41 protein-coding genes are annotated in these 22603 nt (G+C 36.7%); 7 read left to right on the top strand and 34 right to left on the bottom strand.

Annotated elements, in window-relative coordinates:
- Positions 1-42: 42 nt before the first annotated feature.
- The 26 genes from CG11_RS30065 to CG11_RS02165 all read right to left on the bottom strand — a co-directional run bounded on the left by CG11_RS30065 (position 43) and on the right by CG11_RS02165 (position 11071).
- Positions 43-186 (bottom strand): hypothetical protein, encoded by a 144-nt coding sequence (locus CG11_RS30065; protein WP_156039631.1) that lies wholly within the window; start codon positions 184-186, stop codon positions 43-45.
- Positions 187-356: 170 nt separating this feature from the next.
- The gene (locus tag CG11_RS30060; RefSeq protein WP_156039630.1) at positions 357-494 is read right to left on the bottom strand and encodes a hypothetical protein; all 138 of its coding nucleotides are present in this window, start codon (positions 492-494) and stop codon (positions 357-359) included.
- Complete coding sequence (locus CG11_RS02265) at positions 478-759, bottom strand: hypothetical protein (protein ID WP_052592698.1); 282 nt, start codon at positions 757-759, stop codon at positions 478-480. The genes CG11_RS30060 and CG11_RS02265 overlap by 17 nt, the downstream gene beginning before the upstream one ends.
- Positions 756-1862 carry a hypothetical protein gene (locus CG11_RS02260; protein ID WP_052592697.1) on the bottom strand — a complete coding sequence of 369 codons (1107 nt, stop codon included), beginning with the start codon at positions 1860-1862 and terminating at the stop codon, positions 756-758. The genes CG11_RS02265 and CG11_RS02260 overlap by 4 nt, the downstream gene beginning before the upstream one ends.
- A gap of 3 nt (positions 1863-1865) precedes the next feature.
- Positions 1866-2441, bottom strand: a complete 576-nt coding sequence (locus tag CG11_RS02255) for a peptidoglycan recognition family protein (protein WP_052592695.1) — start codon at positions 2439-2441, stop codon at positions 1866-1868.
- A 2-nt stretch (positions 2442-2443) separates the two neighbouring features.
- Entirely contained in the window at positions 2444-2689 is a 246-nt protein-coding gene (locus CG11_RS02250; RefSeq protein ID WP_052592693.1) for a hypothetical protein, read from the bottom strand.
- Positions 2690-2851, bottom strand: a complete 162-nt coding sequence (locus CG11_RS30055) for a hypothetical protein (protein WP_156039629.1) — start codon at positions 2849-2851, stop codon at positions 2690-2692.
- Positions 2852-2853: 2 nt separating this feature from the next.
- Entirely contained in the window at positions 2854-3270 is a 417-nt protein-coding gene (locus tag CG11_RS02245; RefSeq protein WP_052592691.1) for a hypothetical protein, read from the bottom strand.
- Positions 3271-3274: 4 nt separating this feature from the next.
- Complete coding sequence (locus CG11_RS02240; protein WP_052592689.1) at positions 3275-3547, bottom strand: hypothetical protein; 273 nt, start codon at positions 3545-3547, stop codon at positions 3275-3277.
- Positions 3547-3936 (bottom strand): hypothetical protein, encoded by a 390-nt coding sequence (locus CG11_RS02235; protein ID WP_052592687.1) that lies wholly within the window; start codon positions 3934-3936, stop codon positions 3547-3549. The genes CG11_RS02240 and CG11_RS02235 overlap by 1 nt, the downstream gene beginning before the upstream one ends.
- An 11-nt stretch (positions 3937-3947) precedes the next feature.
- On the bottom strand, positions 3948-4178 hold the full coding sequence (locus tag CG11_RS02230; protein WP_052592685.1) for a hypothetical protein: 231 nt from the start codon (positions 4176-4178) through the stop codon (positions 3948-3950).
- A gap of 101 nt (positions 4179-4279) precedes the next feature.
- Positions 4280-4717, bottom strand: a complete 438-nt coding sequence (locus CG11_RS02225; protein ID WP_052592683.1) for a hypothetical protein — start codon at positions 4715-4717, stop codon at positions 4280-4282.
- Between the two features lie 43 nt (positions 4718-4760).
- Positions 4761-4913 carry a hypothetical protein gene (locus CG11_RS30050; protein ID WP_156039628.1) on the bottom strand — a complete coding sequence of 51 codons (153 nt, stop codon included), beginning with the start codon at positions 4911-4913 and terminating at the stop codon, positions 4761-4763.
- A 12-nt stretch (positions 4914-4925) separates the two neighbouring features.
- Entirely contained in the window at positions 4926-5099 is a 174-nt protein-coding gene (locus CG11_RS30045) for a hypothetical protein (RefSeq protein ID WP_156039627.1), read from the bottom strand.
- A gap of 15 nt (positions 5100-5114) precedes the next feature.
- A complete protein-coding gene (locus tag CG11_RS02220) occupies positions 5115-5591 on the bottom strand; it encodes a hypothetical protein (RefSeq protein WP_052592681.1) in 477 nt (158 codons plus the stop codon).
- A 113-nt stretch (positions 5592-5704) separates the two neighbouring features.
- On the bottom strand, positions 5705-5995 hold the full coding sequence (locus CG11_RS02215) for a hypothetical protein (RefSeq protein WP_052592679.1): 291 nt from the start codon (positions 5993-5995) through the stop codon (positions 5705-5707).
- 9 nt (positions 5996-6004) lie between these two features.
- Positions 6005-6232, bottom strand: coding sequence for a hypothetical protein (locus tag CG11_RS02210; protein WP_156039626.1), 228 nt, complete (start codon positions 6230-6232; stop codon positions 6005-6007).
- 100 nt (positions 6233-6332) lie between these two features.
- Positions 6333-6668, bottom strand: coding sequence for a hypothetical protein (locus CG11_RS02205; RefSeq protein ID WP_052592675.1), 336 nt, complete (start codon positions 6666-6668; stop codon positions 6333-6335).
- Positions 6669-6732: 64 nt separating this feature from the next.
- The gene (locus CG11_RS02200) at positions 6733-7284 is read right to left on the bottom strand and encodes a hypothetical protein (RefSeq protein ID WP_052592672.1); all 552 of its coding nucleotides are present in this window, start codon (positions 7282-7284) and stop codon (positions 6733-6735) included.
- A 185-nt stretch (positions 7285-7469) separates the two neighbouring features.
- Positions 7470-7694: a hypothetical protein gene (locus CG11_RS02195; RefSeq protein WP_052592670.1), complete on the bottom strand. Its 225-nt coding sequence runs from the start codon at positions 7692-7694 to the stop codon at positions 7470-7472.
- A 212-nt stretch (positions 7695-7906) separates the two neighbouring features.
- Entirely contained in the window at positions 7907-8542 is a 636-nt protein-coding gene (locus tag CG11_RS30350; protein ID WP_052592668.1) for a hypothetical protein, read from the bottom strand.
- Between the two features lie 142 nt (positions 8543-8684).
- On the bottom strand, positions 8685-9167 hold the full coding sequence (locus tag CG11_RS02185) for a GIY-YIG nuclease family protein (protein ID WP_052592666.1): 483 nt from the start codon (positions 9165-9167) through the stop codon (positions 8685-8687).
- Between the two features lie 3 nt (positions 9168-9170).
- On the bottom strand, positions 9171-9824 hold the full coding sequence (locus tag CG11_RS02180; protein WP_052592664.1) for a zonular occludens toxin domain-containing protein: 654 nt from the start codon (positions 9822-9824) through the stop codon (positions 9171-9173).
- A gap of 1 nt (position 9825) precedes the next feature.
- Entirely contained in the window at positions 9826-10416 is a 591-nt protein-coding gene (locus CG11_RS02175; protein ID WP_052592662.1) for a hypothetical protein, read from the bottom strand.
- Between the two features lie 2 nt (positions 10417-10418).
- On the bottom strand, positions 10419-10796 hold the full coding sequence (locus CG11_RS02170; RefSeq protein WP_052592661.1) for a hypothetical protein: 378 nt from the start codon (positions 10794-10796) through the stop codon (positions 10419-10421).
- Positions 10793-11071 (bottom strand): hypothetical protein, encoded by a 279-nt coding sequence (locus tag CG11_RS02165; RefSeq protein ID WP_156039625.1) that lies wholly within the window; start codon positions 11069-11071, stop codon positions 10793-10795. Before CG11_RS02165 ends, CG11_RS02170 begins: the two co-directional genes overlap by 4 nt.
- 131 nt (positions 11072-11202) lie before the next feature.
- Here CG11_RS02165 and CG11_RS02160 point away from each other — a divergent pair, with 131 nt between their 5' ends.
- Genes CG11_RS02160 through CG11_RS02145 form a run of 4 tightly spaced genes read left to right on the top strand, consistent with a single transcriptional unit; the run spans position 11203 to position 12999 of the window.
- Positions 11203-11499, top strand: coding sequence for a hypothetical protein (locus CG11_RS02160; RefSeq protein ID WP_052592657.1), 297 nt, complete (start codon positions 11203-11205; stop codon positions 11497-11499).
- Entirely contained in the window at positions 11489-12088 is a 600-nt protein-coding gene (locus tag CG11_RS02155) for a hypothetical protein (RefSeq protein ID WP_052592654.1), read from the top strand. Before CG11_RS02160 ends, CG11_RS02155 begins: the two co-directional genes overlap by 11 nt.
- 13 nt (positions 12089-12101) lie before the next feature.
- Positions 12102-12539, top strand: coding sequence for a hypothetical protein (locus CG11_RS02150; protein WP_052592647.1), 438 nt, complete (start codon positions 12102-12104; stop codon positions 12537-12539).
- Between the two features lie 55 nt (positions 12540-12594).
- Positions 12595-12999 carry a hypothetical protein gene (locus CG11_RS02145; RefSeq protein WP_052592646.1) on the top strand — a complete coding sequence of 135 codons (405 nt, stop codon included), beginning with the start codon at positions 12595-12597 and terminating at the stop codon, positions 12997-12999.
- 54 nt (positions 13000-13053) lie between these two features.
- On the opposite strand, the gene CG11_RS30040 is transcribed toward CG11_RS02145, so the two are convergent.
- The 8 genes from CG11_RS30040 to CG11_RS30345 form a co-directional block, all read right to left on the bottom strand.
- A complete protein-coding gene (locus CG11_RS30040) occupies positions 13054-13191 on the bottom strand; it encodes a hypothetical protein (RefSeq protein ID WP_156039624.1) in 138 nt (45 codons plus the stop codon).
- Complete coding sequence (locus CG11_RS02140; RefSeq protein WP_052592645.1) at positions 13181-15799, bottom strand: primase-helicase family protein; 2619 nt, start codon at positions 15797-15799, stop codon at positions 13181-13183. The genes CG11_RS30040 and CG11_RS02140 overlap by 11 nt, the downstream gene beginning before the upstream one ends.
- Before the next feature lie 11 nt (positions 15800-15810).
- On the bottom strand, positions 15811-16572 hold the full coding sequence (locus CG11_RS02135; protein ID WP_052592644.1) for a hypothetical protein: 762 nt from the start codon (positions 16570-16572) through the stop codon (positions 15811-15813).
- Between the two features lie 85 nt (positions 16573-16657).
- Entirely contained in the window at positions 16658-17350 is a 693-nt protein-coding gene (locus CG11_RS02130; RefSeq protein ID WP_052592642.1) for a hypothetical protein, read from the bottom strand.
- A gap of 20 nt (positions 17351-17370) precedes the next feature.
- The gene (locus CG11_RS02125; protein ID WP_052592640.1) at positions 17371-17691 is read right to left on the bottom strand and encodes a hypothetical protein; all 321 of its coding nucleotides are present in this window, start codon (positions 17689-17691) and stop codon (positions 17371-17373) included.
- Positions 17692-17803: 112 nt separating this feature from the next.
- Entirely contained in the window at positions 17804-18766 is a 963-nt protein-coding gene (locus tag CG11_RS02120) for a hypothetical protein (protein ID WP_052592638.1), read from the bottom strand.
- Between the two features lie 118 nt (positions 18767-18884).
- Positions 18885-19220: a hypothetical protein gene (locus CG11_RS02115; RefSeq protein ID WP_052592636.1), complete on the bottom strand. Its 336-nt coding sequence runs from the start codon at positions 19218-19220 to the stop codon at positions 18885-18887.
- Between the two features lie 92 nt (positions 19221-19312).
- Positions 19313-19678, bottom strand: coding sequence for a hypothetical protein (locus CG11_RS30345; RefSeq protein WP_197043764.1), 366 nt, complete (start codon positions 19676-19678; stop codon positions 19313-19315).
- Between the two features lie 400 nt (positions 19679-20078).
- Here CG11_RS30345 and CG11_RS02105 point away from each other — a divergent pair, with 400 nt between their 5' ends.
- The 3 genes from CG11_RS02105 to CG11_RS02095 all read left to right on the top strand — a co-directional run bounded on the left by CG11_RS02105 (position 20079) and on the right by CG11_RS02095 (position 22557).
- Positions 20079-20453, top strand: a complete 375-nt coding sequence (locus tag CG11_RS02105) for a hypothetical protein (protein ID WP_052592634.1) — start codon at positions 20079-20081, stop codon at positions 20451-20453.
- Between the two features lie 61 nt (positions 20454-20514).
- Positions 20515-20778, top strand: a complete 264-nt coding sequence (locus CG11_RS02100; RefSeq protein ID WP_052592632.1) for a hypothetical protein — start codon at positions 20515-20517, stop codon at positions 20776-20778.
- Positions 20779-21645: 867 nt separating this feature from the next.
- Positions 21646-22557, top strand: a complete 912-nt coding sequence (locus CG11_RS02095) for a site-specific integrase (RefSeq protein ID WP_306385109.1) — start codon at positions 21646-21648, stop codon at positions 22555-22557.
- The last annotated feature ends 46 nt before the right edge of the window (positions 22558-22603 follow it).

Genomic DNA, 22603 nt, shown 5'->3' with positions numbered 1-22603 from the left:
TCCAAAGGAATAGGCTTTCTAGTGCGATTGAGTGGCTGCAGTTTATTTTCTGCCCTTCTTTTTGCGTAGTTTGTTGGCTTTGGCGTTTGCCTTAGCTCTTGTTTTTGATGCGGTTCCCTGTTGTTTTCCTCCAACATTGACTACATATTTACCCTTGCCTTTCTTGGCTACTGTGATTCGTTTCATATTGAATTTGATGTTTAAAAAAGTCCTCAAAATTTTGGTCGTTGACACCTTCGCCCATGGGCGAGACCTCTATACGCTTAAACTTTTGTTTTTGACGTATCAAAAATGCAATCAAAATTAAGTAAGGAATAAGGAGCACGACTGTTGTAGTTATAAAAAATGCCAACATATTAAGGTGTTTTTTGTGTGATTTGCACTGTCTGAGCGGTTGTATTTTTAGCACCAAAGTAGTTCTTTGTCAAAGAGCCAATGGATAGAATTAAACCTATAGAATACAACAGCACAGCGGTGTTAATTTTCTTTTTCATCGCTTTGTTTTTGCTTGAGTAGTGTATTAATTTGTGTGATGTGTGCTTTTATAGGTGCTAGTTCTTCTCTGAAATCGTCCAGAGCTGTTTGTATTTGTTTTCTAGCTTCCAAAGTATATTCTTCGTCTTTCAAAGCTTGCATACTTTTATCAAAGGCTTTTTTTTCTTGGTAATAGTGGATCATCACCCACCATCCAGCAACTAAAGCCGTCAACAAAAACACGAAGTGCAAAACTTCAAACGCTATGTCTATGTAAATGCTCATGAGCTTAGTTGTGTTAAGGTTTGTTGCAATCGTCCACTTATCCGACCCGTGCCCGCTGCTACAACCGAATCAAACCATATAGAAGCCAATCCCTCGAATCTCAAAGGAATGACCAACTTTTCGGAAAGCAAAGGATTAGCGGTTGCCGTGATTGGAGAATCAAAAAAATTAGTGACAATCCCATCTTTAAAAATATAGCCATTGATATCCAAAAGGTCGGAACCACCGCCACTTTTAGCACCATTGAAGATATAAGCATATATTTTTAAAACAGAATCGGCAGGAACATGGAAAATTAGTTGTTTTGTGGTGCCAATTCTTGCAGGGATTTGCGCTTGTAGTTTGGTCAAGTCCGTTTCACCACTCGGCAAAACATCAATAGTCCCTACATTGGTTCGTTGGGTTCCAGCTTGGTGCACGGTAACACGGTTGACCCCTCCCAACCATTGTTTGGTCGTGGGGACAAAATCTTCACCATTTAAGTCGATGATCTCTTCTTGTAACAATCCCAAAGGGCTAAGCCCTACTATTTTGACCTTTTGACAACCATCGCCGTTCAAAGTATCTAAAGGGCTTGAAGATTTTACTCGCAAAGTATCTGCCGTTAGCATAGGAAAATAAGCACCGCCAAAGCTCGCAATGACTTGGGGTGTTGTAGTAATGTTGGCGTTTTGTCCAAACTTTGAAAAAGCAGTAATCCCCGTTCTTTTGCCGTCGATGATTTCATCGAAATAATCATCGGTACGGGTAGGCAATGCCTTTGCATCTTGAGCCAAAGGTGCATCCAAAGCAACCAATTGATTATTGAGTGATTCTGCTTGAGGATTGATAAAAAATTCCTCAAACAAAATTTTGTACAATTCCTGTACGCTTGTCGGTTTGGGAAGTGCGCCACTTTTCCCGATTAAACGATCTACTTTGTTCCAAGGGAATGTATAAGCATCCGAACCGTTTTGTCTAGCTATTGTTATACGGTCATTGTCTACGATGGAAGCCCCCGAATCATGAAAAAACGCCTTGATAACAACCTCTTGTCCGTCTGCGTTTACTCCTAATAATAGGGTATTTCCTGATGAAAGGTATTCTATTTTTCTTACGTACATAATTTATAACTGACTGATGATTGGATAAAGGTTTGTACCTGGGCAAGAAGTCTGCCCATGGTCACGATGACCAGAAACGGGAAGATTTTTATTTAATTGCGCTCTTAAGTGGGCGACCAATTGCTTTAAGCTTTTGATTTGTGCTGCCGTTGGTTGTTCGTTCATAAAGTTGCCACTCAACGAAATACCGATACTTTCTGTATTTTTTCCCGCTGCGTGATAGCTTACAGTTTCCAAAGAATTGCCCTGTATAATATCGCCGTTTTTCTCGATCACAAAGTGATATCCAATTCCAGGCCATCCATTAGACTGAACATGATAACGGGCGTAATCTTCTGCGGTCTGCCCCGTGGCAGCACTATGGTGCAAAATGATTTTATTAATCTTTGACAAATCTCTCGTACTGTATTGTTGGGTAGAAGAACGCATCAAGGTATTTATTTTGTCATAAATCTTGATAGGCTCTTTTAGGATCTCCTTTTGTTCCTCTTCCTTTTTTCTTTTTCTAAAAAACAAAAAAGCAAGGATCAACGCTGTTAGTGCAACCAAACCAATTAATATTTTTGTGTAAATATTCATTTTCAACGATTAATATACCAAGCAATAAAAAGCACCAACAAACAAAACAGGACCAATAAAACCCAATAATAAGTTGGTTTGTCTCGTACTACTTTTTGCTGCAGCTCCGAACTATCAAAAGAAGGACAAACCACGCTTGTACCATCGTACAACTCACAAGTTTGAGTAATACTATCATAAAAACCAATGTATTGAGAACCTTCCAACAAGTTCCCATGCTTGTCTATCCATCTAAGTTCGTTGCTCATCTAACTATTATTTAAGAGACCGTCCATTTTTGCCCCTTTGGGGTCTTCTACAATTCTTTGGTATTTGCTGTAGACTTCGTCTTTCTCTCTACCTCTCAACACCAAATAAACCACCGCACCAAAAAGGACGATGATAAAAACTATTAGTACATTATTGCTCATATTTATAATGCTTTTAATTTATCATACAGAGTTTGTCCCGTTGTTCTTGAAAAACACCAAATCCAAACTTTATCCATTTGCTGCACGACAGTAATACCATAAGTATTTCGGTATGTGTCCGCAAAGTTTTGCAATTGCGTATTATCAAATGTTAGGGCTTCACTAATTAAATCGCAACGGTATAAATCATGATAAGCCTCGAAACCATCTCTAAACCGCTTGACAAAATTATCCATGTCGCTTTGACTTGTTACAGGAGGATTCCCATTGGTATTACTATTATTAGTATTGGTGTTCCCTCCTTTACTAGTAGAGCCTTGAGCGGTCGAATTAAATAGTATCAAAACACCATAAACAGACAATCCAATCAAGACAAGGACAAAAAAGATTATTAGTGCTATGGTTGTATTTTTGCTCATAAGACTATTTTCTAAAAATGAATAAAAGCACCAACAGAATGACAACAAGAACCCCAATGATAATAATATCGGTGTTACCTTCTGGACGGTACTTTCCTGGTTGGAAGAACTTTTGGAGGTCGCCCCCTGTTCGGATGATATCTTGTTCTTTACCATAGGTAAAGAAATTGCTAAAGAATCCTAAAATTCCCCCCGTATCGCCACCACCACCGCCAACGGTGCCGCCTGTTCCTGTATCGGGTGGGGAAGATGCCCCCGCTGAACCTAAATTGGACATTATTGGTATCTTTTGATGATGATATAAATAATAATAACTAGCAAAATAGATATGAGAATCTGTGAGACTTTAATATCTCGACCAAAAAGAGAGATAACGCCCCCTGGTACATATCCTGGACAAGTGATTCCATATAATTTGTAAGCCGTTGCGGGATTCTTGCAGACAAAGTCCTCTAGCTTTTGCATGCCTGTATTTTCATTGCAAGCCAATACACAACTGTTATAAAAAGTACCTCCATAGGCATCTCGGTGCGGAGCGCACACCCTAGCGATACAGTTCTTTGTATCTTGGCATTCCGTTACCCAACCGCATTGGCTCTCTTCGTCGTAATAGCCTTGACGTAATTTGTCAAAGGCGTGGGTACTATTAAATAACTCGCTTAACATATCAATCTATTTTAAGACATTGGCTGCATGGTCGAACCGCTGTAGTTCGTGAGGGTATTGCTAGAATCGGCATTATCTGAATTAGTAGGCGAGTCAGTATGACCGCTACAACCCGAACAACTACATTTTTTTGTGCTTGCTGCTTCTCTAGCTCTTTTGTTCTCCATATAATTGAGACCAGCAAGAACCACCAAAATTCCAGAAATAACCAAAGACAAAATGGCTAATGTTTTACCGTCCATTTTTTTTGTATTAAAAGTGTTTGAAAAAAAAAGGCATAAGGTATAAATGTTCTATCCTTATGCCTTTTGATTATTTATTTAAAGCCGTTGAATGCTTGTGTCTAGTTACAAGTTTTTGGCGGGTCTGCTACGATCAGCAAAACTCTAGCGTCTACGTCCACATTATCTTTGATGACCTGCCCTGTACCTGTGTTGCTGTTACTGTAGGTAAAATCATAGCGGATTTTGTCCTCTGCTTTTACATAAGTCACCAAGTTTTCGTAATAGTCCAACGTGTCATACTCTTTTTTGTCTTTGAATACGCCATTGACGTACACTTCAACAACCAGTTTTTGATCCGTTGCCGCTTGATCGCCTTTGAAGGCAAGCAATTGCAAGCCCAAAACAGCTTTAAAACTGTTTTTTTGAACAGCATAAGTTTGTACTTTCAAGGCTTTGACCTCTTTAGATGTAACGGAATCAATAGCAGGAGACCCCATTTTGTATAGACTGATTACGTCAGCCGTACGAGCTGCGTTTTTATCGGTATAAGCTCCCATAAGGAATAGATATTTAAAAAATTTACAATATTGTTTCTTCTAACTAATTCTTGAATACAAAACCAAAAATTAGCAACGCCAACACCATCGCTATAAACAAAGAAAAGGCAAGCATTGCGCTTTGGTACGGTTCGATGTTTACATCCACACGGATCGGGATGGTCGGTATTTCGATTTGGTTGGTACTTGGATTCATAGTTCCTCTTTTTTATGCCGTGGTGGCTGGTGCTGTAGGCGCATTGTTTTGGGCTTTCACCCAATCATCATACTCCTTTTGCTTGCGGTCGGCTTCAATCATTTTGTGTCCCCACATATTGCCTAAGTAGACGGCTACTGTGATGATAAACAAAAGGAAAAAGCCTGTTTTAAAATCTATGCTCATTCTAGTAGATTTTTTTTAAGCGTTTATAGAATTAAGTGCTTCGAGCACCTTTTTTTGTTTGTAACATGCTGAATTGATAGTATTTGACTCAGCATCAGTACAAGGATGAGGCACGCCCAATGTCGAGCCTAAAAATTCCCCCGCAACAATTGCCCGAAGGGTGGGGTCTTCTTTATCTCCAAAATCCCTTGTATAAATATTGTTGACTACTCTCAACTCATTTTTATTCAATGCCAATAATTGGTCAGCTGTACTCATAAAATAGCTATGTTGGTAATTTACGCCCTTCAAACTGACATTGATACCCTTAGCAATAGAATAGTATCGACTTTCGTCGATTGCCCCACTAGGCAAACGGTCGACTTTCCCATCGCCTTCTACTAGCTTGAGCTTACCACGCTGAAACCACCCCAAACGAATGCCTAACAGGATAATTCCCAGTACAAGGATTCCCAAACCAATCGCTATATATGTTAGTGCTTTATTGCTCATTAGTTGAAAATTTCACTAAATGAAAACCCCTTGATCAAAAAGAAAATCAAAAGAAAGATCATTAAGTAGACGAGTAGTGTTGTTGTATTTACTTTCATAATTAGCCAATAATATTATGTAATCCATTCGCAATAACCCTCATCTAACATCTGTTGATGTGCTAACTCCCAGTTATTACCGTTGCGTTGCCACCACCATGTTTTCTTCTCTCGCCAAATAATATCGGTAATTGGGGTACATCCTCCTGGTTGACCGTCAATTCGACCACCACCGCCACTATCGCCAGTATTGTTTGAAGTATTGTTGTTCGTTCCTGAATTAGCTGAAGGCTTGGAAGTCATCAACAAGTACAACACCACCAACACAATAGCGATAAGCCACCAATATTTTTTTAAGAACTCCATGTCGTTGGATTATTTATTAAACTGATCCTTAGAATTAAGGGGCAAAGCTGGATTACACTCATTGTCTACAATTCTAAGTTGGTATTCAGCATGAACAGCCAAACCATGATTGAGGTCAGTATATTTACCCTCTGCAACTTGTTGGTTAATTTTTGCCACCCAGTCAGCATCGGACTGAATAGCCGCCATTTTAGCCGCCATTTTTTGTTCCCATTGTTGTTTTGTGTTGTTGCACACAAATTTCGGTTTTGAATCCTTACGGAAAACAAACCAGTACAACAGAAATGCGCCGATGATTAAGGCAAACACCCACCAATATTTTTTTAAGAATGTCATCTTATTTCTTCTTTAAGGTTATGTAAAGGATCACCATTAACACAACGAACATCAAGCCCATGCCTACATACAAAAGAGTATTGTTGCGTTGTGTGTGTGGGGCTGGATAGTAGGTTGGTTGTACATTGCCTGTAAACAAGTTCGACCACGAACCAAGGGCAGAACCCAAAGAACCTACTGTGTTGTTCCAACCGCTCCAATAATTTGGATCAGACCATGGGATATTTCCCCCTGTATTGGTTTGGGTCGTTCCCCCACATGGTTGCCCTGTTTGGTCGTCATAGCAATTCACGCCACTAGTACAAGGCGCACTCCCCCCATATTCTAAACAAGCCATATTTACAAAATTTCTTTTTCAAAAAAATACAAGGACAAAAAATGTCCTTGCATTATATTATCTTTTAGCCGTTCATTACAGCATTGCTCAAGTGCATACGCAGCACCATTGTTGTCTGAGCTTCCATTTGGAATTTCATCAACATTTTGCGAGTAATGCCAAACGGTGCTTTGACCAAAATTCGGTTGGCTTGTTGTTGGTACGGGTCTTTGGCAATAGATGGGTTAATTTGGTTCACGGCTTGCGTGTTCAAGCTGAAACGCAAATCTGTGAAGAATTGCCAAGGATTGTCTAATTGCAAATTAGAACCTTGGATGACCTCTACTTGCGTATGATCAACACAGTATTGTTCCCCACTTGCCAAGTCGTTCAACAGGGCATCATAAGAGGTATTTTGTGCAGAAATTAAAACCCCATCTTGGTTTTGGATGCCTTCTTTTAGCTCAAACGTTTGAGAGGCATCAAACAAAACGGCTTCTTTGCGCTCGTCTGTTGTATTTTGGATCGCCAAAATTAGCCACAAATCACGCCCCGCCGTTCCTGTTGTATTCGATTGAGCACAAGGAAGGACAGCAGTCGTTTTTTTTGTGATAGGCGTATTTGCATTGTAAATCATGCTTTTTCTTTTTTGTCGTCAATAAATGCGATTATGCGATAATTGTATGACTGTAAAGATGCAACGATAAACAACACAAAATCAATAGACTTACGATTTTTGAAGGGTTATGTTTTTGTAAGTGGGTTTTTAAACATAAAAAAAACCTCCAAACTATAGTTTGAAGGTTTTTCTATTTTTTTGGTTTAGGCATTGACTATAATGCCCCTCATAATATCCAATTGGTATCGGATGTTGGAAAGCTTCTGATCGCTAAAACTCACATCATTATTATCCACAAAATAAAGGATGGACATTTCACTCAACAAATTGAGCATTTCGACCCGTCTTGCTTTGATTAAGCCTAGATTTAGCTTTAATTCGTCTTTTTTTGCGGCTTTTACCGACTTTGTTTGCTTTAAATTTTCCATGGTACTGCGTTTAAAGAAAAGGCAACTCTTTGCCACGCAGTACCAGTGCACCTACCTATGGATAACCAGAGGAAGGCGACAAAGAGAGCCTTTATATTATTATAATTTTTTTTCATTGGAAGGATGTATCCATAAAAAAAACAAGTAAAATGCAATGGTACTGCATTACAATAATATAGTTTTAAACTGATATATGCAAGTTTTAAACTATATTATTTTGCTTTGGTAATCTTAGATACTTCCTCCATTTTATAGACAAAGATAGAACCATCGCTAGTTTCTATTTTTATAGTCTCTCCTATTATTTGTTCTATAATGGTACACTTAATGATAGAACCATTTTTTAAGTAGACAACGTCGGGCATTTTAGGAGTTTGATCGTTGTTCTTTTCTCTTATCCGTTGCGGCAAAGGCTTTTTTTCCGTTGTTTCCTTAGGACTATTTTTGCCCCCTCTTTCTTGTCCCCAAGAATTAATCGCTAAAGAAACAATCAAAAATACTAGGAAACATAATACAGCAACCCCCAATAGAACTACAAAAAATATGGCTAGAGGCGCAAAAAGAAATAATCCAAGAGCAGCAAGAAAAAAGACAAAAGCAACAATCATCAGAGGCAAACTAGCCCATGATTTACGATCTTGAGTTATTTTAGGCTTCTTAAAAGTGGTTTTGAATTTAATTTGCTGTTTCTTTTTGCCCTTCCTTTTTTGTTTTTTAGCTCTTTTCTGTATTGGATTTTGAGATTTTGTTGTTGCTATAATATTTGTATGCTCAACCTTAAAAAAACTATTGCTTGGCGTGCTAAATGATAGTAGTAGCACAGTAATAAGGATAAATGCTTTTTTCATTTTAAATATGTTTGAGGTTTATAATGTCTTAAAGATAGAAAAAACAACGATATAAAAAAAAGGAGCATGCACACACCTGCATACTCCTATTAAAACCCTCAAATCATGGCTATTCTTCAGCTAAATACAGATAAAGAATTTTTTAAAAAGGTACATCATCAATTAAATCGTCCTTTTTTATTTTCACTTTTGAAACTTTCTTTTTTTTCTTCTTTTGGACTAATTCTTTAGCCTTTGAAACTTTGCTTTCGCAATCGCTCCCAGTAATATTGCAGTACAAATCTAATTTGTTATCTCTTGGTGTATACTTATTTACCAATTTGTATTCCTCTTTTTCAATTCCTTTTTTGCTATGTCTTGGCATTAGTTTGACTGAAAAGGTATAGGATTTCTTACCTAATTTTTGTCTGTAAGAAATGCGTCTCAATTGCCTTGTATCTTTCCAGTTTTGAAAATGTCTTGAAATAGTCTTGTACAAATCAGAAGCACTCGAACCAATATAAACCAGTTTTCCATTTTCATAAATAAAGTACACCCCTTTTTTATATCTATATTCAGTTAGATTTGTTATTCCATTCTTACCATTTCTAGGTATTTTTTTATATACAGGCTTGCGTTTTTCCATTATTTATAAAGTTATATATTGACAAATTCCTCTAGGCTTTCGTTTCAATTGCGCCTTGTTCTTTTGATACAAAGCATTGACTTTGTTTTGAGCTTCAATGAACTTGATGGCGTTTTCATTATCCAAGTCATTTTCTTGTAGCTTCATGCCACATTTGAATATCCAAGCATACCCCACATACGCCCAAACTTGTTTGGGAATGTGCTTGGGAGAATGGCTGATAAAAAATAGATCTAGCCCATTGTGTCTATGATCGTTGCAAATCAACTTAAGCCCAGGCGTTTGTTCCCAATCGGAACGCATGTACATTTTGCAATCGTCAAAAATGACGATACAGTTTTTTAAGTGGTTAAAAATCTCAAGTAATGGAAAGCATTTGTCTTTACTACTGTAGTGCTTCACATAGACAATTTTTCTCCATCCTGTTTTAAAATTCAGGTCCTTAGCGGTTGGTGCAATTTCTTTGCAATGATCCCAACTGCTTCCACTTCCTGAATGTGTAATGACCAGAACCTTATTATTACCCATTTTAGCCAACTTTTGGGCGACTTGGTTGGCTTTCCAACTTTTGCCCGTTCCAGTCGTCCCCGTGAACGTACATACTTTTGTATCTCGTCCTTTTACGGGTTGTTTTGGCTTCTTTTTAGGTAATGTCATGTTACTTTGCTTTTTTGCTAAATGGCTTCAATTGTACTTCCTTAGTAGGTGTATTGTTTGCTGCTTGTGGGTGGGGTGTTGGCTGATTTTTGAGCGCATCTTCTTGCGCTTTTTTCTTTTTATCTTCTTTGGCCATCGTAAATAATGCGCCTGTACTTGCAATAATCCCCACTAGTAGCATTAATTCGGGTAAGTGTTGAAAGGCAGATAATTTATACTTTTTGGCAACTACCCGTCCAGCTTCCAAAGTCGCTTTGTGCTTAGGGTCTGACCAATCTTTGTAAAAAATATACTTGTCGGTGTTCTCGATCCCATAGCCCGCAAACATGGATAAGCCCATGGCTCTAGTCTGATCTAGGAAAGACATAGCGATTTTAAAATATTGCTCGTCCTCTTCCGATGTCTCACTTATTTTGGGCGGTTCCTCCCCTTCTTTGTCCATTTCTTCTTCCTCCTCCTCTACTTCGAAACCTTCTCTTGGTTGGTCGGCGTTGGCAAAAAACGAAGGTTCGTAGTCGGTATCTTCTACTACTTCCTCTACAATGATTTCTTTTTCTTCCTCAAGTGTTGCGATGTTTGTATCTTTTTCCATGTTTAAAGGTCTTTTGCCATTTCATCCAATGGGATGTTGTCAACTAATCTTTTGAAATAGTCGTCTATTTCAATAATTTCTAAAGGCTTCGTGATTTCTGGAACATCCGTTCCTTTTTTGAATTTTAGCGCAAAAACCATAATACCCAAATTATTAGAAAAGCAAACTAAGGACAAGGAAATGGCTTGATAACCTCCTTCCTCAAAAACTTCTTTATGCTTTTCTTTTTGAGCATTTAAAAAGTCTTTCATGCCTTCTTTAATACTTGGCATGTTCGAGGAAAGAATTTTTTTTAGCCCCTCTTTTCCTCCGACCGCAGGAATAAGCATTCTCATAATTGGTCGCATTTGATTCATTTTACTTTCGAGTTCTTGGCTCATGCTGCTGTTTTGATTTTGTAATAAAGAACAATGTATTTTTTATTGGGATGCTGCCTTCTGTCTATCGAACAGAAGCCAATGGCTTCCCACTCCCACAAACAAGCCCGAACCCTATTTCGAAGCGTTTTTTTATACTCCTTATTGGGTTTGGACTCCATTTGAAGGATAAAGCAATCCAAAATTTGAGACAATGTCACTTCTTTTTGTTCGTCAGAACTCAAAAGTTTCAAACTTTGGAATACTTGAATTTTAAATTTCAAACCGTATACACTCATCGCATTTATTGAGTTTATTTGTTTCAAAAATAACTCAAAAGTTTTAAAAACACAAGCTTTTACTTGTTTTAATAGTGCAAAAGGTTTAATTTTGATAAAACAAAGTTTTAAACAATAAAACATCAAAGCCAATGTTTGAGGAAATTATCAAAGCTTACGATAGCAAAAAATGTATCAAAATAGCCGTCAAAAAGCAAGGGGGCTTTTTTAGCAACACGAAGCACTATAATGTAAAGGTATACACCACCACCCCCCGACAAGAAGTACCCCAAGAGGAAGCAGATTTGAAGCGAATAAGCAAACTTGTTTTGAACAAGGATTGGAACAAAATAGACGGGAATAAAGAAGGGTACACCCACCGAACCAACTTAAAAGAATATCCTGGTCTAATTATCTTAATCAAAGAAATTCAAAAAGATGAACAGTAACACTCCCCCTCCAACGGCTGACGAACTTAAAAACTTATATAATTTTTTGTTTTGGAAGGATGACCAAAAGCAAGATACCGCTCAAGTCTCAATCATGATATGGAAAGAGAAAGAAAGTAAATTTGGAAAAGGCAGAGTGGGCTTTTATCTCCCTCCTACTCTTGTAGGTTTACAAACAAAGGTTCCTAACCTTATCAAAGCTTTTGCCACCAAAGTGGATTTGGAAATAACAGTCCTTTGCAATGGCGTTCAAACTATCCCTATTCGTGAACTCACTTTGAGTGAAACACCGCCCATTATAAACGAGCTGTTTACTATCGCAATTTCTCAAGCATCAGGAGAAATCCAAGAAGATGTCGGGGACATTGTAGGCTACGTCCAAAAACAATTCAAAAACGAAGATGAACCAAACTATTACCGTGTAACCCAAACAGGGGAATACCATACAGTCCACAAAGGGTTTGAAAAGAATAACAGAATATCGTGGAAAGAATGGGACTTAAACAGCCCCAAAACCAAATCAGTAATCAAACAATTTAAAGAAGAGTTTGCAAACGGTAGTTTACAAACTATTTCTCCTAATGTCTAAATAAATGTACATCATGACAACCACAGAACAAGTTAAAAAAGCCCTAGAGGAAGCTGGAATTAAAATTATCAATCCTAATAAAAAGTTCGAGGAAGTAAACCAAACGGCAGAGATTGAAATAGAATACTTATACGCTTTCCTGATAGATCAGCAAATTTCAATCTCTCTATTAGAATTAAGCCATACCATAAAGGAACTATTTAACGAAAATGGTATAGGAGGCGGTCGAGGTTCTTGGAAGTATACCATCGTTTTAGAAAAAGGTTTTGAAAGTTTCCAAGCTATAAGACTTTATCTAAACGCTGCTTTTTTGGGGTATGCTCCTAATGACTTAACAGGGGTAAAAGCAAAAAAACAAAGACAAACAGAGCAATTGGAACAAGTGGATAAGCTATTTGGCTATATTTCAAACTTGGGCGGTTGTTTAAAAGAGTTTTTAAAACAACAATAATCCCTCCCCTTTCTTCCTTAAAAATATTTCAATAATCAAACAAAACAAACAACAAATGTTCTTAGTAGTAAAAAAAGAAGATAAAGCCTTGGGCGGTCGATTGACCAAAGATGAAAAGCATATCATTGTAGCCACCATAGAGGACGGCTTAACAATGATTGAAAAAATTGAAGCCAATTTGGACGATATTGGCGATCTGATCGAGAAGGCAAGCGATGTTTTTTTTCAAATCAAAAATTTCTTTGATGATCTGCTCAACCGCTTGCCGTCTCGAATCAAAGATAATGGGAAAATTTACCGTCTAAATGAGTTGCCAGCTCCTGGGCGAGCTTTGGACATTGTCTGCTACAGAAATGAAGCCAACGGCAACGAAATTCTATTCAAAACAGAAGGGCACAACAGATCAAAAGCAAGAAACGAAATGTTTGCTTTGCTTCAAGAAGAAAACTTTATTTTTTAATAAGTTGAGTTCGTATAAATTTAAAAGCCACTATCGTTTGATAGTGGCTTTTTTTTATACATCAACTAATACAAATTCATAAACCCAAACAAGGGGATTACTATCATAGCCCTGTGCATGCCATTGTAAAACACCTATATCAATATTTGACTGAATGCCAGACATCAGCAACTCTAAAATTTTATTTTTCATTATCATCATTTAATTGGTCGATAAAATCTTGTGTCAACTCGCCGTCCTCTTCTGAATCATATTCTACATCTTCACTCATAAAGTCCTCTCTGTTAAAAATCCAAACCCGTTGCGCTGATTTAGATATTTTAATAATCTTATAGGCTCCATCTGAAACCCCATCAAAATTTTGATTGGTGGGTATTTTCTTTAAGATGTACGACCGTTTTACAGCCGTTTTCCCTTTAGAATTGGTATACCTCACTAGAGATAATCTAGTACCGCATATTTCATCCATCCAGTTTCTAGTTTTCCCAGGCATCAATTCTTCGATAATGTCTTTGGTAGAAAGCATCAAATTGGCTTCATTAGGAAAGTCGATGAAGTAATCTTCTAGTTTGTTTCTTAGTTCTTGCACGTCTGAATGTTCATTGACACGAACCACGTCTTTTAAGGTATCTGTTTTGATCAATTCAGGATCAAACCACATACGTCCCTTTTTTGGGGTCGATAGTTTGCGGTGTTTCAGAAAGTGGACAAAGGCGGGAATTTCTTCCAACATTTTTTCCATTAATTCGGGGTCTTTCTCTTTAGGATTTGGAACACGAATGATCCAGAAGCGTTCGTCATTCTCAGTCGCATGAATCATGCGTAAGTTATTGGAATTGAAAATTAGCTTTACATAGGTGTGTAATTCATAAGCGGACATTCCCTTGGGATTGCAAAGGATTGGAGCCTCTGCAGTTGATATCGCCTTCACCCTTTCAGCATCTTTCTTTCGCTCCAACAAGGTTTCATCACAAACCGCCAACAACTTATCCGCAAAACGATCCAAACCAAATTCACTTTTTAAGTCATCATTATTGATAAAAACAACATTGTTTTTAAATATTTGACTTAGGAGCTCCCCAAACTTAGATTTACCCGTCGCATTTTCGGGCGAGTACAAACAGATAACAGGCAGTTTCTGCATGGGCTTTGTCAAAAGAAGCTGGATATAATCCAAGCCCATTTCGTACTGATCCCCAAAAATATGTTTTACAAATCCATTTATTACATCAAAGCTCCCCTCCTTGGGTGTCCACTCAAAAGGAAAGTACTTGTTGTAATAAACACCGCTCCCCCTTTTGACTTCAAATTCATAATTAAAATGATCAGGAATATTACAAAACCCCTTGTAATGCTTGTCTTTCATAAAGTCAACAAAATTACGTTGGTACAAATCCTGTAAGGTGCTTTTTTTGACTCTGTTTAGCTTCTTGATAGATTGTTCCTTCCCATCTTTAGAAGGGATAGGCATTTCTATCAATTCGAAGAAGTCGTCCCCTATCCATCGTACACGCTCTAAGTATTCGGGTTGTAGTAGCTTTATTGTATCGGTTGCCGTTACATAAATGTATCGATTCCCCGAAAACATAAATTCTTTTTGTTCTATGCTTTCTACATGCTTGTAGTAAAACCTTTCAACGTCATGCAATGCAAAATATTCGTGCATTCTAGCCGTGTTCGTGGTTATATCTATCAATTTCGTAAAAACCCTGTTTTGGTCCTCTAAGTTAAGCAGTTCCCCCACTACTCTTTTTAATTGCTTGGAGTTCTGCTGTTCAGCCCACAACAACAAATCATCTAAGCCTTTAGGATTACCTTTTAGGCTTTTTGTTTTGATGGTTGAAAAATAGATTTTCTTATGGCTTTTGACTTCCTTTTGTATCAATTCTGCAATTTTTTTTGCATAATTGAAAAAGTTTTTAGGTCGTTGGTCGATATTCTGCTGAAGTTCTAACGCCTTGGTACTGATTTCTACACAGTCACCATCCCAAAGCACCACTATATTTTTGACCTTACAAGTTTTGATCAAATCAATAATATCTTTGTGCAATTTCGGGTTTCCTTTCGGGCTGTTCTTATCTCTAAAATGAGAAATAGAGGAAAGCCCCACCACATACAGACCGCCACTAGTATATCCTTTAAAAGCTTTTTTTGCCCCCTCTGTAATAAAAAGGGTATCAATTGCCTTTTTCTCTCTGTAAGCCCGCTTTATATTTTCGGGAAAGAAAGGATAAGTCCCCGAATCATAGGGAATTTTATATTTTCCCTTTGCACCAGGACGGGCATATCTTATCAATTCGTAATTTAATAGCTTCGTTTTTTCCTCGTCTCCGTTTATGTCTTTCTTTTCGTATTTTATGTAGTTCCCATCCAACGCCGTTACTAGTATATGTATATTCCCTGTCTGCGTATCACAACTAAAAACAGGGACTTGTTGTTCTTCCTCTCCTTCTAGTACAGTTGTCAATATCCTTTCTTCATCCGCTCCCATTTCGGTCATCGTATCGTTAAAAAACTCCATGGCCACACTCAACGACCAAGCCGAGATTTTTTGCAAATACTCCTCTTTTTGAGCCTTATCTATTTTAAAGCCGTGCAGCTTGATAAAGCTTGTTGCTAAATCGAGATACTTGGCTTCTATTTCTCTAGGTACAGCGTGTAATATGCCCCTGTTGTGCGCCTTTTCCCACTCAATAATCAAAGAGCGAATTAGGGCATAAAATTGCCCTAATTGGTCTTTTTTGTTGTATTGGTAGATATTATTATTATTGGCGTATTCTATTAATAATTCTTTAGTCATGGTGCTTTTATTTACATTCCACAAAATCCACTATTACAGCCTTCTGATTCAAAAACATTTAGTGTGAAATTCAATTTTTTAATTTTGGTATAGGAAATATCCTTTTTCCAAGTTCCTTTCCCTTTTCCTTCTTGATCGGCAAACCATTGAAATTTATTAGGGTGTTCGATGCTTTGTTGTTTGAGTAGAGCTGCAGACCGATGAAAACAACCAACGCAATTATTAAGAGGGGCAAATCTTACGGGCTTATCCTTCCAAAAGTTTTGTATATCAACTTTATCCACTCCATCTTCTATCAAAGGGAATAAAGGCTTTCTCCATGCTACACTAACCCATTTATTCAGTCCTTTATGTCTCCCCTTTTTATGTTTTTCAAATGTCATTTCATAAACACTCAAGCCGTTTTTATTAGTGCTATTAAGCATTGTTTTCGCTCTTGAAGCCTCGTTGATCCTATAACCTATATTCATTTTTATAGGCTTTGCTTTGAACTTTTCGAACCACCAATGAGCAATTGGGTCTATCTTTAACCAAGTGGTACAATAACGGCGGTGTAAAGAAGGCAACCAACCGCCTTTTGTATCGACTACATCTTCAAAAGTAATCCCACTAACCCAGTCAATACGCTTGCCTAAATACTGTTCTAAATCGAACATGGTATGTATAATTGTATCGTCTTCCAATGTTCCTATAAAGGGCTTTTGGATTCTATCTTCTACTCTTTGGGCTAATACTCTATCTTTGAATAAGCATTCTTTGTCAGACGTTCGCACCAAAGCGAATACTAGTGCATCACTGTAGTAATTGGCTGCTATATATGCGGAGGTTTGCCCCCGCTAACGCTTGTAACTATTTTCATTAGAACTTAAATTTAGCTTGCTTATTATCAAAAGCTGTTGGGTAATTGCTATAAAGAGCTTCAACTGTCTTTTTTTTCATTCCTTGCATGGAGATCATAGGGGTGAAATTCATCCATTTAGCATTCATGTTTTCGCATGCAATGACCTGCCCCTTTCTAGATAATATGAACTTTTTAAGCTCAGAGTAATTTATTTTGTTGTGCTTATATTTGTGACCTCCTTCTTGATAAGGGGCATCAATAAACCAAGTAGCTTCTAAATTTGAAATATCTTTGTAATCAGAATGAAATACTTTCCAATGCCGAATTTTATGTAAATTATTAATTACATTTTTTTTATTATATTCAAACCGTTCTGATCCTCTTGTGGATACTTGGCTGCGCGCATAAGCTGCACCTTGATTACACAAATAACCAAACAGATAATATTGACCTGGGCAGTCAAAATCCTCTATTTTAAATCTGCTACCTGCAGGAAGATTAGGGAGTTTTCTTATATCTTTTGCAGGTGCCGCTATAAGATAATTCCACAAATCAACAATTACTTTATAAGCATCCACAAGGATTATATTATTTTCAAAGAATCTTAATGAGTATCTTGCGCTTCCTGCAAAAGGTTCTATAATCGTATCAAATTTAGGCTTGGGGTAAAGTTGTACGACCTTACCCTTCGATCCATAATAACTGAACATAAAAGTTTTTTTAGCATTATTTAAAAAGTATTAAAAACATTAAATCGCTCATCCTTACTCATATCAATATCAAGGACATTGGAAGTAAATATCAAAGCGCAATCAGGCGCAAACATTTCCATTAATCGGACGATCTCCAATATTTGTTCTTCGCTGTCTACCTCATCAAAAAGAACTTTTTTGAGATAGGGCAACTCTTTGTATTTGCCTAGAAAAATACTGTTGATATTAACGCCCATTATAGTTGTAAACTTGGAGGGCGTTAGATCGAGAATACTTTGTGCTAGTTTTGTTTTTCCCGAACATTTGGGACCTTGTATAAAAAGATGTTTTGTTGCCATGAGTTCTATTTTTAAGAGTTTGCAATCATTTGAACAATTGCTCCAACCGCCAAAAGAAGCAGCCAAAGAATCGTTTTATATTCGAAGTTTTTTGTCTCGTTGTTCATTTCGTTTAGTTTTTTAGTTCTTCAGGAATTAAATCAAACATTCTTTTGCTTCTTGCTTTATCTTCTGTTGGTACAGTTTCATGTTTAGCATAAAATGCTACTGTTTTGAATAAGTAGTCCCTAGACGTTTCGAACAAATCTGAATCTTTTCGGGACCAATAGAAATAATCCAACAAGCCCAAACTTTCTAATTTTTCCATCTCTTTGGCTGCTCGTTCTTCTCCTTCTCTAATTCTGTGAGCATTTGCCTTTTTGTAATCGGATGCAAATTTTTCTTTTTGTGCCCAATGTTGAGTATTGGTTTGCCCTGACAATCGTTCTAGGTGGTGCACCATTCGTCCAGAATTGTTATACTCTTTTAGCAATTTGCGCCAGTGGTCGGCTTCCTTTTTTGAATCGACAACGATAGGGTATTGCCGATAGCTCAAGTCAAAAACATGATGAAATAATCTTCTTAATTTTGCCGTATTCTCTCGATGCTTGATTCGTGCTTGTTTTTGTTTCTTCCATTCCTGTTGTAACCAAACCCAAATCATTAAGAAAAAAAGGAACAACAAGCCCCAAGAATGAGGATTTGTGTTTTCTGCACTTAAAAAACAGGGAATCAACCAAATAGGAAACACACTTTTGACTTTTTTTGTGTTTTGCCTGTCTTTTTTGAGTTTTTCGATGTGTTTTTCGGAAAGGATTTTTTTGTACTTATGCACAGATGATCGGCTGACCTTATCTTGCTTTTCTATTTCGGTAGGGGTTTTCCCTTCTACCAAAGCAATTTTTACTTTTAGTACTTTGGCAGCATCATATTTTAAAGACGCTGCTTTGAGCTGTTCTTGTTCGGTCAGCTCAATAGGCTCTATATAATCCCGTTGTACCCACTCAGAAGCATTCGGCTCTGTTGGTACAAAAACCACCTTCCTTTCGTCGGGCAACTGGAAGACCTTGTCTTGCTTTTTTGGTACTTTTTCCATAACTTTACGTTGGTTTTAGAAATAAAAGTCCCGTGCCACGTCGTAAAATGGTATTTACGGGGCTTTTATCTTTTTTGAATAAAATATATGTGAAGTAGTGCCCTATTCGGGCGGTGTGTTATTCGCTTTTAGACTCCATAAAAGTCTCTTCAAAAATTAAATTCTCCATTTCTAGGAGCGTAATATTTTCCTTTCCAAATCCTATCGTATTAATAAGAACGCTTGCACGTATGCCTGTCCGTTCTGCAATCTCTTTGGCTAGTATCAACGTGCCTATTTTTCTAGGATTCTTTTTTAGATGCGTCAGTTTAGTTTTTGATATACCTAACAACTCATGCAAATTACCCCTTTCTAGTTTAGAATGGACGAAGAATGTTTTTAAATCTGCGATGAGGCTTTCTTGTAGTCTCAATTCTAATTCTTTGACTTCATCTTCTGTATTTAACTTTTGCATAGGTCTATTGATTATTATTAATAAAATAAAAAAACGTAGGACAATGCTTTTAGAGCGAGGGACTTGCCCTACGTGCAAATAAGGGAGAAAAATTATTTCATAAAAGAGGAACGAACTGCGCAATCTTTAGCCTCCAATAATTTCCGAATACAAGCAAATGTTTCGGGATTTCTTGGCAGCTCATCACTAATATAATCAGCTAATTCTGTAAATCTCTTTGATACTTCTTGCTTATCTTTTGGGAGATGTTGATAAGAAAAAAACTGTCTCAAGGGTAAATCGTTTTCTTTTTGAATCGATTTATGTAAATCTCCTGAAAGCCCCCTAACTATACAATTTGATACTAGTTCAGAAACAGTTACCCCTAAATCACTAGCTCTCTTTAGTAGATTCACTTTCAATGACGGGTCTATCTTAGCAGATACAGTAGCTGACAGACTCACTTTTTTATCAGACATAATTAAAAATTTGTTAGTAAAAAAATAGTAGGGGAGCGGGGAATCGAACCCCACAAAGGACAGTAGAAAACTACATAAAGACCATCCTACCTTTTCCCCCAGTTACGGCAAAAAGCTCCTTCCCAAGCCATTGCCGTATATATAGAAAACTTAAAGCCTAATTATAGATCATGGTGTTTTTAGCCAAAAAATGACAAACTAAGGGATTACCCTTTAAACTTTTACACTTAAAAAGCGTACTTTTATGACTTAAAACCACACTTTCAAAACCTAAAGTAAGACTTTAGAGCCTTAAAGTGCAACCTTGTTATACAAAACTAAATCTTTTGATTGTAAAAAACAAACTTTTTGAAGTAAAAAACTGATTATTTTACGCATTTTATTTTTAAAACACCTCCAAATGTCTATAAACCAACGACTTAAGATTTTTGTAAAAAACATTAATTCTAATCCAACAGCAATAGGAACTAAAATTGGAGTTTCCCAAACCTCTTTATTAAAAGCTATAAAAGGAGAGACTTTGCCAAGTTCTAAAATTTTAGTCCCACTAAAAGAGAATTATCCAAACTTAAATATGAATTGGCTCTTAATAGGTCAAGGCGATATGTTACTGGATGAAACGGGAGATTTAGAAGAACGCATCCGACAAAGAGATAAGATGATACAAATACTAGAAGCATCTGTCAAAGACTTAAGAGATACCGTTCAACTTCAAAAAAAGAACCTAGCTGAAAAGGACAAACAAATTAAGAAGTTAAAAGAATTAACCGCTTAGCAAGTACTAGAAGCACGAAAGGGGACCAGATAGATTAAATCATTTATAAAACCCTACTATTGTGCAAAATAATAGAATAGAAAAATTCCTGTTAGAACAGGAGATCAAGCAGCTAAAAGAAAAAGTAAAAGATTTGGAGTATGTCATCGAGCTGTACAGAAACAAACAGGAGCATTCCAAAGAGCTAAACGAGCAATTAAAAGCCCGTTTGGATTATTTAGAAAGCTTCTTGGGGAATGAGCCTAATAATATTAAACCCCTCAAGGCAATAAAGGGAGGAATGTACATTGATGTCACAAACAAAGAGTTATTGGATGGAATATAAATACAAAAAGCTGTTTTGCGCTGTATTTTTTCGAGCCTCCCCGTTTTAGTGTCACATTTGTAACATTGTAACATTTAACACTTTTTTATACTGTAAATCAATACTTTAAAAATGTGACATGGGGCGTTACACCCCTGTTACACCCTGTAACATTTGTAACATTTAGGCTCCAAAAATGTAACACTGTGTAACACCCTGTAACGCTTCCTGTCACATCGTTTTTTTTGTCTGTAATCCTTTATTTATCGTAGTTTAAATATTACAATTTAAAATATGTGACAAATGTTACAGCAAAACAGGTTTTGAAAAACACACTATATATATACTTTAAAAAAATGTCACTAAAATAGCTTTTTAATACAAAACCATTGGTTTCCCTTATGACATCTACATAGACTTATAGTGTCAAATCTAATATGTTATAGTATGATTATCTTTTCATTATAAAAGGTGTGATATATCCGATACTCTCCACCTATATCTTTTAAGGCGTAAGTAATTGAAAAACAATTATTTACGCCTTTTGCTATTTATACACCTCTCATAACTCTAATAAAATTTTGGATTCAATTCCAAGCATTGATTTTATTTAGAATTACAATTTTAAAAACAGCCTAAAAAGTGACAAACAAAAAATTTCATTTTTATTTTTTTAAAACTTTACAAGAAAAGAAACATAAAAAGTGTACTTCTGTGATTTTTTCGCATAAAAACTAATAACCAACACCCTACAAAGCACAGTTCTAGCAAAATAAAAGTGTGACGCCTGTGCAAACTGTGTCGAACCTTCCCCTTTAGAATAGTATTTACACATTCCCAATCGTGATTTTAAAATACATTTTGTGACACAACAAAACCAAATCAAATATTGATATAAAATTAATTGAAGGATTAAAGATAGCTTTAGAGCTAAAAAAACATGAAGCAAGAAAAAAAACAATCTTAGACTACAGTAGCTTATTAGAGCGCTTTACAAAATACTGGGAAGAATTGGGGAATATAGACAGTCATTTAGAAGATTTTACCAAATTGGATGCCTTGCAATATTTAGACTATGTCCTGCTAAAAAAGAAGGTTGCCCCCATTACCCGAAACAATTACCTAATTAACATGAAGTCTCTTTTTTATGTTTTAGTAGATCGTGGGTATATCAACAACAACCCATTTGTAGGCATCAAAAGGCTAAAAGTTCCCCAAAAGAAAAGACGGGTTTTCAGTTCTGCTGAAACGGGTATTATTTGCAATTTTCTAAAAGACAAAGATAACGGGCTTTTATTGGCTATTTCGCTTTGTTATTATTGTGCTTTGCGCCCTGCTGAATTAAGACGGCTTAAAATCGAAGATATAGACGTCAAAACGGGTATGATTACCCTAAGCGGAGAAAGCACCAAAAACAAGAACCTCGCTCGTATTACAATGCCTAATCATTTGATTGATTTTTTGAAAGAAGTAAGAATTACTAAATATCCTTTAGAGTATTTTGTTTTTGGCAAAGACTTACTGCCTGCTCCCGCTCGATGTGGTGTGAATACCATTTGCAACAAACATAGAATAGTCTTAAAACAATTGGCGACATACAATCTTTTGACGGATATAGAAAATAAATCCTTTTATAGTTGGAAAGATACTGCCGCCCGTGATATGATCGAGGAAGGGGTCAATGCTGCGGCTTTGATGAAACATTTTAGGCATTCGTCGTTGGAGACTACGCAACGATACTTGGAGAGTTTTGGAGTTAAAAACGATAGGATACGAGAACTTAAGAGTAAGATATTTTAGTTATATTTCATATTAATATTACCTTCTTAATAAACAAAAGAAAAAA

Source organism: Aureispira sp. CCB-QB1 (assembly GCF_000724545.1).
In the GTDB taxonomy this organism is placed as follows: domain Bacteria; phylum Bacteroidota; class Bacteroidia; order Chitinophagales; family Saprospiraceae; genus Aureispira.
Note: the sequence above shows the minus strand (reverse complement) of the source record. Positions and strands in the feature narration are given on the sequence as shown.

What these genes read in the sequence shown, in the direction of transcription:
- CG11_RS30065 (WP_156039631.1), bottom strand. Translation starts at nt 186, where the DNA reads ATGAAACGAATCACAGTAGCCAAGAAAGGCAAGGGTAAATATGTAGTC.
- CG11_RS30060 (WP_156039630.1), bottom strand. Translation starts at nt 494, where the DNA reads ATGAAAAAGAAAATTAACACCGCTGTGCTGTTGTATTCTATAGGTTTA.
- CG11_RS02265 (WP_052592698.1), bottom strand. Translation starts at nt 759, where the DNA reads ATGAGCATTTACATAGACATAGCGTTTGAAGTTTTGCACTTCGTGTTT.
- CG11_RS02260 (WP_052592697.1), bottom strand. Translation starts at nt 1,862, where the DNA reads ATGTACGTAAGAAAAATAGAATACCTTTCATCAGGAAATACCCTATTA.
- CG11_RS02255 (WP_052592695.1), bottom strand. Translation starts at nt 2,441, where the DNA reads ATGAATATTTACACAAAAATATTAATTGGTTTGGTTGCACTAACAGCG.
- CG11_RS02250 (WP_052592693.1), bottom strand. Translation starts at nt 2,689, where the DNA reads ATGAGCAACGAACTTAGATGGATAGACAAGCATGGGAACTTGTTGGAA.
- CG11_RS30055 (WP_156039629.1), bottom strand. Translation starts at nt 2,851, where the DNA reads ATGAGCAATAATGTACTAATAGTTTTTATCATCGTCCTTTTTGGTGCG.
- CG11_RS02245 (WP_052592691.1), bottom strand. Translation starts at nt 3,270, where the DNA reads ATGAGCAAAAATACAACCATAGCACTAATAATCTTTTTTGTCCTTGTC.
- CG11_RS02240 (WP_052592689.1), bottom strand. Translation starts at nt 3,547, where the DNA reads ATGTCCAATTTAGGTTCAGCGGGGGCATCTTCCCCACCCGATACAGGA.
- CG11_RS02235 (WP_052592687.1), bottom strand. Translation starts at nt 3,936, where the DNA reads ATGTTAAGCGAGTTATTTAATAGTACCCACGCCTTTGACAAATTACGT.
- CG11_RS02230 (WP_052592685.1), bottom strand. Translation starts at nt 4,178, where the DNA reads ATGGACGGTAAAACATTAGCCATTTTGTCTTTGGTTATTTCTGGAATT.
- CG11_RS02225 (WP_052592683.1), bottom strand. Translation starts at nt 4,717, where the DNA reads ATGGGAGCTTATACCGATAAAAACGCAGCTCGTACGGCTGACGTAATC.
- CG11_RS30050 (WP_156039628.1), bottom strand. Translation starts at nt 4,913, where the DNA reads ATGAATCCAAGTACCAACCAAATCGAAATACCGACCATCCCGATCCGT.
- CG11_RS30045 (WP_156039627.1), bottom strand. Translation starts at nt 5,099, where the DNA reads ATGAGCATAGATTTTAAAACAGGCTTTTTCCTTTTGTTTATCATCACA.
- CG11_RS02220 (WP_052592681.1), bottom strand. Translation starts at nt 5,591, where the DNA reads ATGAGCAATAAAGCACTAACATATATAGCGATTGGTTTGGGAATCCTT.
- CG11_RS02215 (WP_052592679.1), bottom strand. Translation starts at nt 5,995, where the DNA reads ATGGAGTTCTTAAAAAAATATTGGTGGCTTATCGCTATTGTGTTGGTG.
- CG11_RS02205 (WP_052592675.1), bottom strand. Translation starts at nt 6,668, where the DNA reads ATGGCTTGTTTAGAATATGGGGGGAGTGCGCCTTGTACTAGTGGCGTG.
- CG11_RS02200 (WP_052592672.1), bottom strand. Translation starts at nt 7,284, where the DNA reads ATGATTTACAATGCAAATACGCCTATCACAAAAAAAACGACTGCTGTC.
- CG11_RS02195 (WP_052592670.1), bottom strand. Translation starts at nt 7,694, where the DNA reads ATGGAAAATTTAAAGCAAACAAAGTCGGTAAAAGCCGCAAAAAAAGAC.
- CG11_RS30350 (WP_052592668.1), bottom strand. Translation starts at nt 8,542, where the DNA reads ATGAAAAAAGCATTTATCCTTATTACTGTGCTACTACTATCATTTAGC.
- CG11_RS02185 (WP_052592666.1), bottom strand. Translation starts at nt 9,167, where the DNA reads ATGGAAAAACGCAAGCCTGTATATAAAAAAATACCTAGAAATGGTAAG.
- CG11_RS02180 (WP_052592664.1), bottom strand. Translation starts at nt 9,824, where the DNA reads ATGACATTACCTAAAAAGAAGCCAAAACAACCCGTAAAAGGACGAGAT.
- CG11_RS02175 (WP_052592662.1), bottom strand. Translation starts at nt 10,416, where the DNA reads ATGGAAAAAGATACAAACATCGCAACACTTGAGGAAGAAAAAGAAATC.
- CG11_RS02170 (WP_052592661.1), bottom strand. Translation starts at nt 10,796, where the DNA reads ATGAGCCAAGAACTCGAAAGTAAAATGAATCAAATGCGACCAATTATG.
- CG11_RS02165 (WP_156039625.1), bottom strand. Translation starts at nt 11,071, where the DNA reads ATGAGTGTATACGGTTTGAAATTTAAAATTCAAGTATTCCAAAGTTTG.
- CG11_RS02160 (WP_052592657.1), top strand. Translation starts at nt 11,203, where the DNA reads ATGTTTGAGGAAATTATCAAAGCTTACGATAGCAAAAAATGTATCAAA.
- CG11_RS02155 (WP_052592654.1), top strand. Translation starts at nt 11,489, where the DNA reads ATGAACAGTAACACTCCCCCTCCAACGGCTGACGAACTTAAAAACTTA.
- CG11_RS02150 (WP_052592647.1), top strand. Translation starts at nt 12,102, where the DNA reads ATGACAACCACAGAACAAGTTAAAAAAGCCCTAGAGGAAGCTGGAATT.
- CG11_RS02145 (WP_052592646.1), top strand. Translation starts at nt 12,595, where the DNA reads ATGTTCTTAGTAGTAAAAAAAGAAGATAAAGCCTTGGGCGGTCGATTG.
- CG11_RS30040 (WP_156039624.1), bottom strand. Translation starts at nt 13,191, where the DNA reads ATGAAAAATAAAATTTTAGAGTTGCTGATGTCTGGCATTCAGTCAAAT.
- CG11_RS02140 (WP_052592645.1), bottom strand. Translation starts at nt 15,799, where the DNA reads ATGACTAAAGAATTATTAATAGAATACGCCAATAATAATAATATCTAC.
- CG11_RS02130 (WP_052592642.1), bottom strand. Translation starts at nt 17,350, where the DNA reads ATGTTCAGTTATTATGGATCGAAGGGTAAGGTCGTACAACTTTACCCC.
- CG11_RS02125 (WP_052592640.1), bottom strand. Translation starts at nt 17,691, where the DNA reads ATGGCAACAAAACATCTTTTTATACAAGGTCCCAAATGTTCGGGAAAA.
- CG11_RS02120 (WP_052592638.1), bottom strand. Translation starts at nt 18,766, where the DNA reads ATGGAAAAAGTACCAAAAAAGCAAGACAAGGTCTTCCAGTTGCCCGAC.
- CG11_RS02115 (WP_052592636.1), bottom strand. Translation starts at nt 19,220, where the DNA reads ATGCAAAAGTTAAATACAGAAGATGAAGTCAAAGAATTAGAATTGAGA.
- CG11_RS30345 (WP_197043764.1), bottom strand. Translation starts at nt 19,678, where the DNA reads ATGTCTGATAAAAAAGTGAGTCTGTCAGCTACTGTATCTGCTAAGATA.
- CG11_RS02105 (WP_052592634.1), top strand. Translation starts at nt 20,079, where the DNA reads ATGTCTATAAACCAACGACTTAAGATTTTTGTAAAAAACATTAATTCT.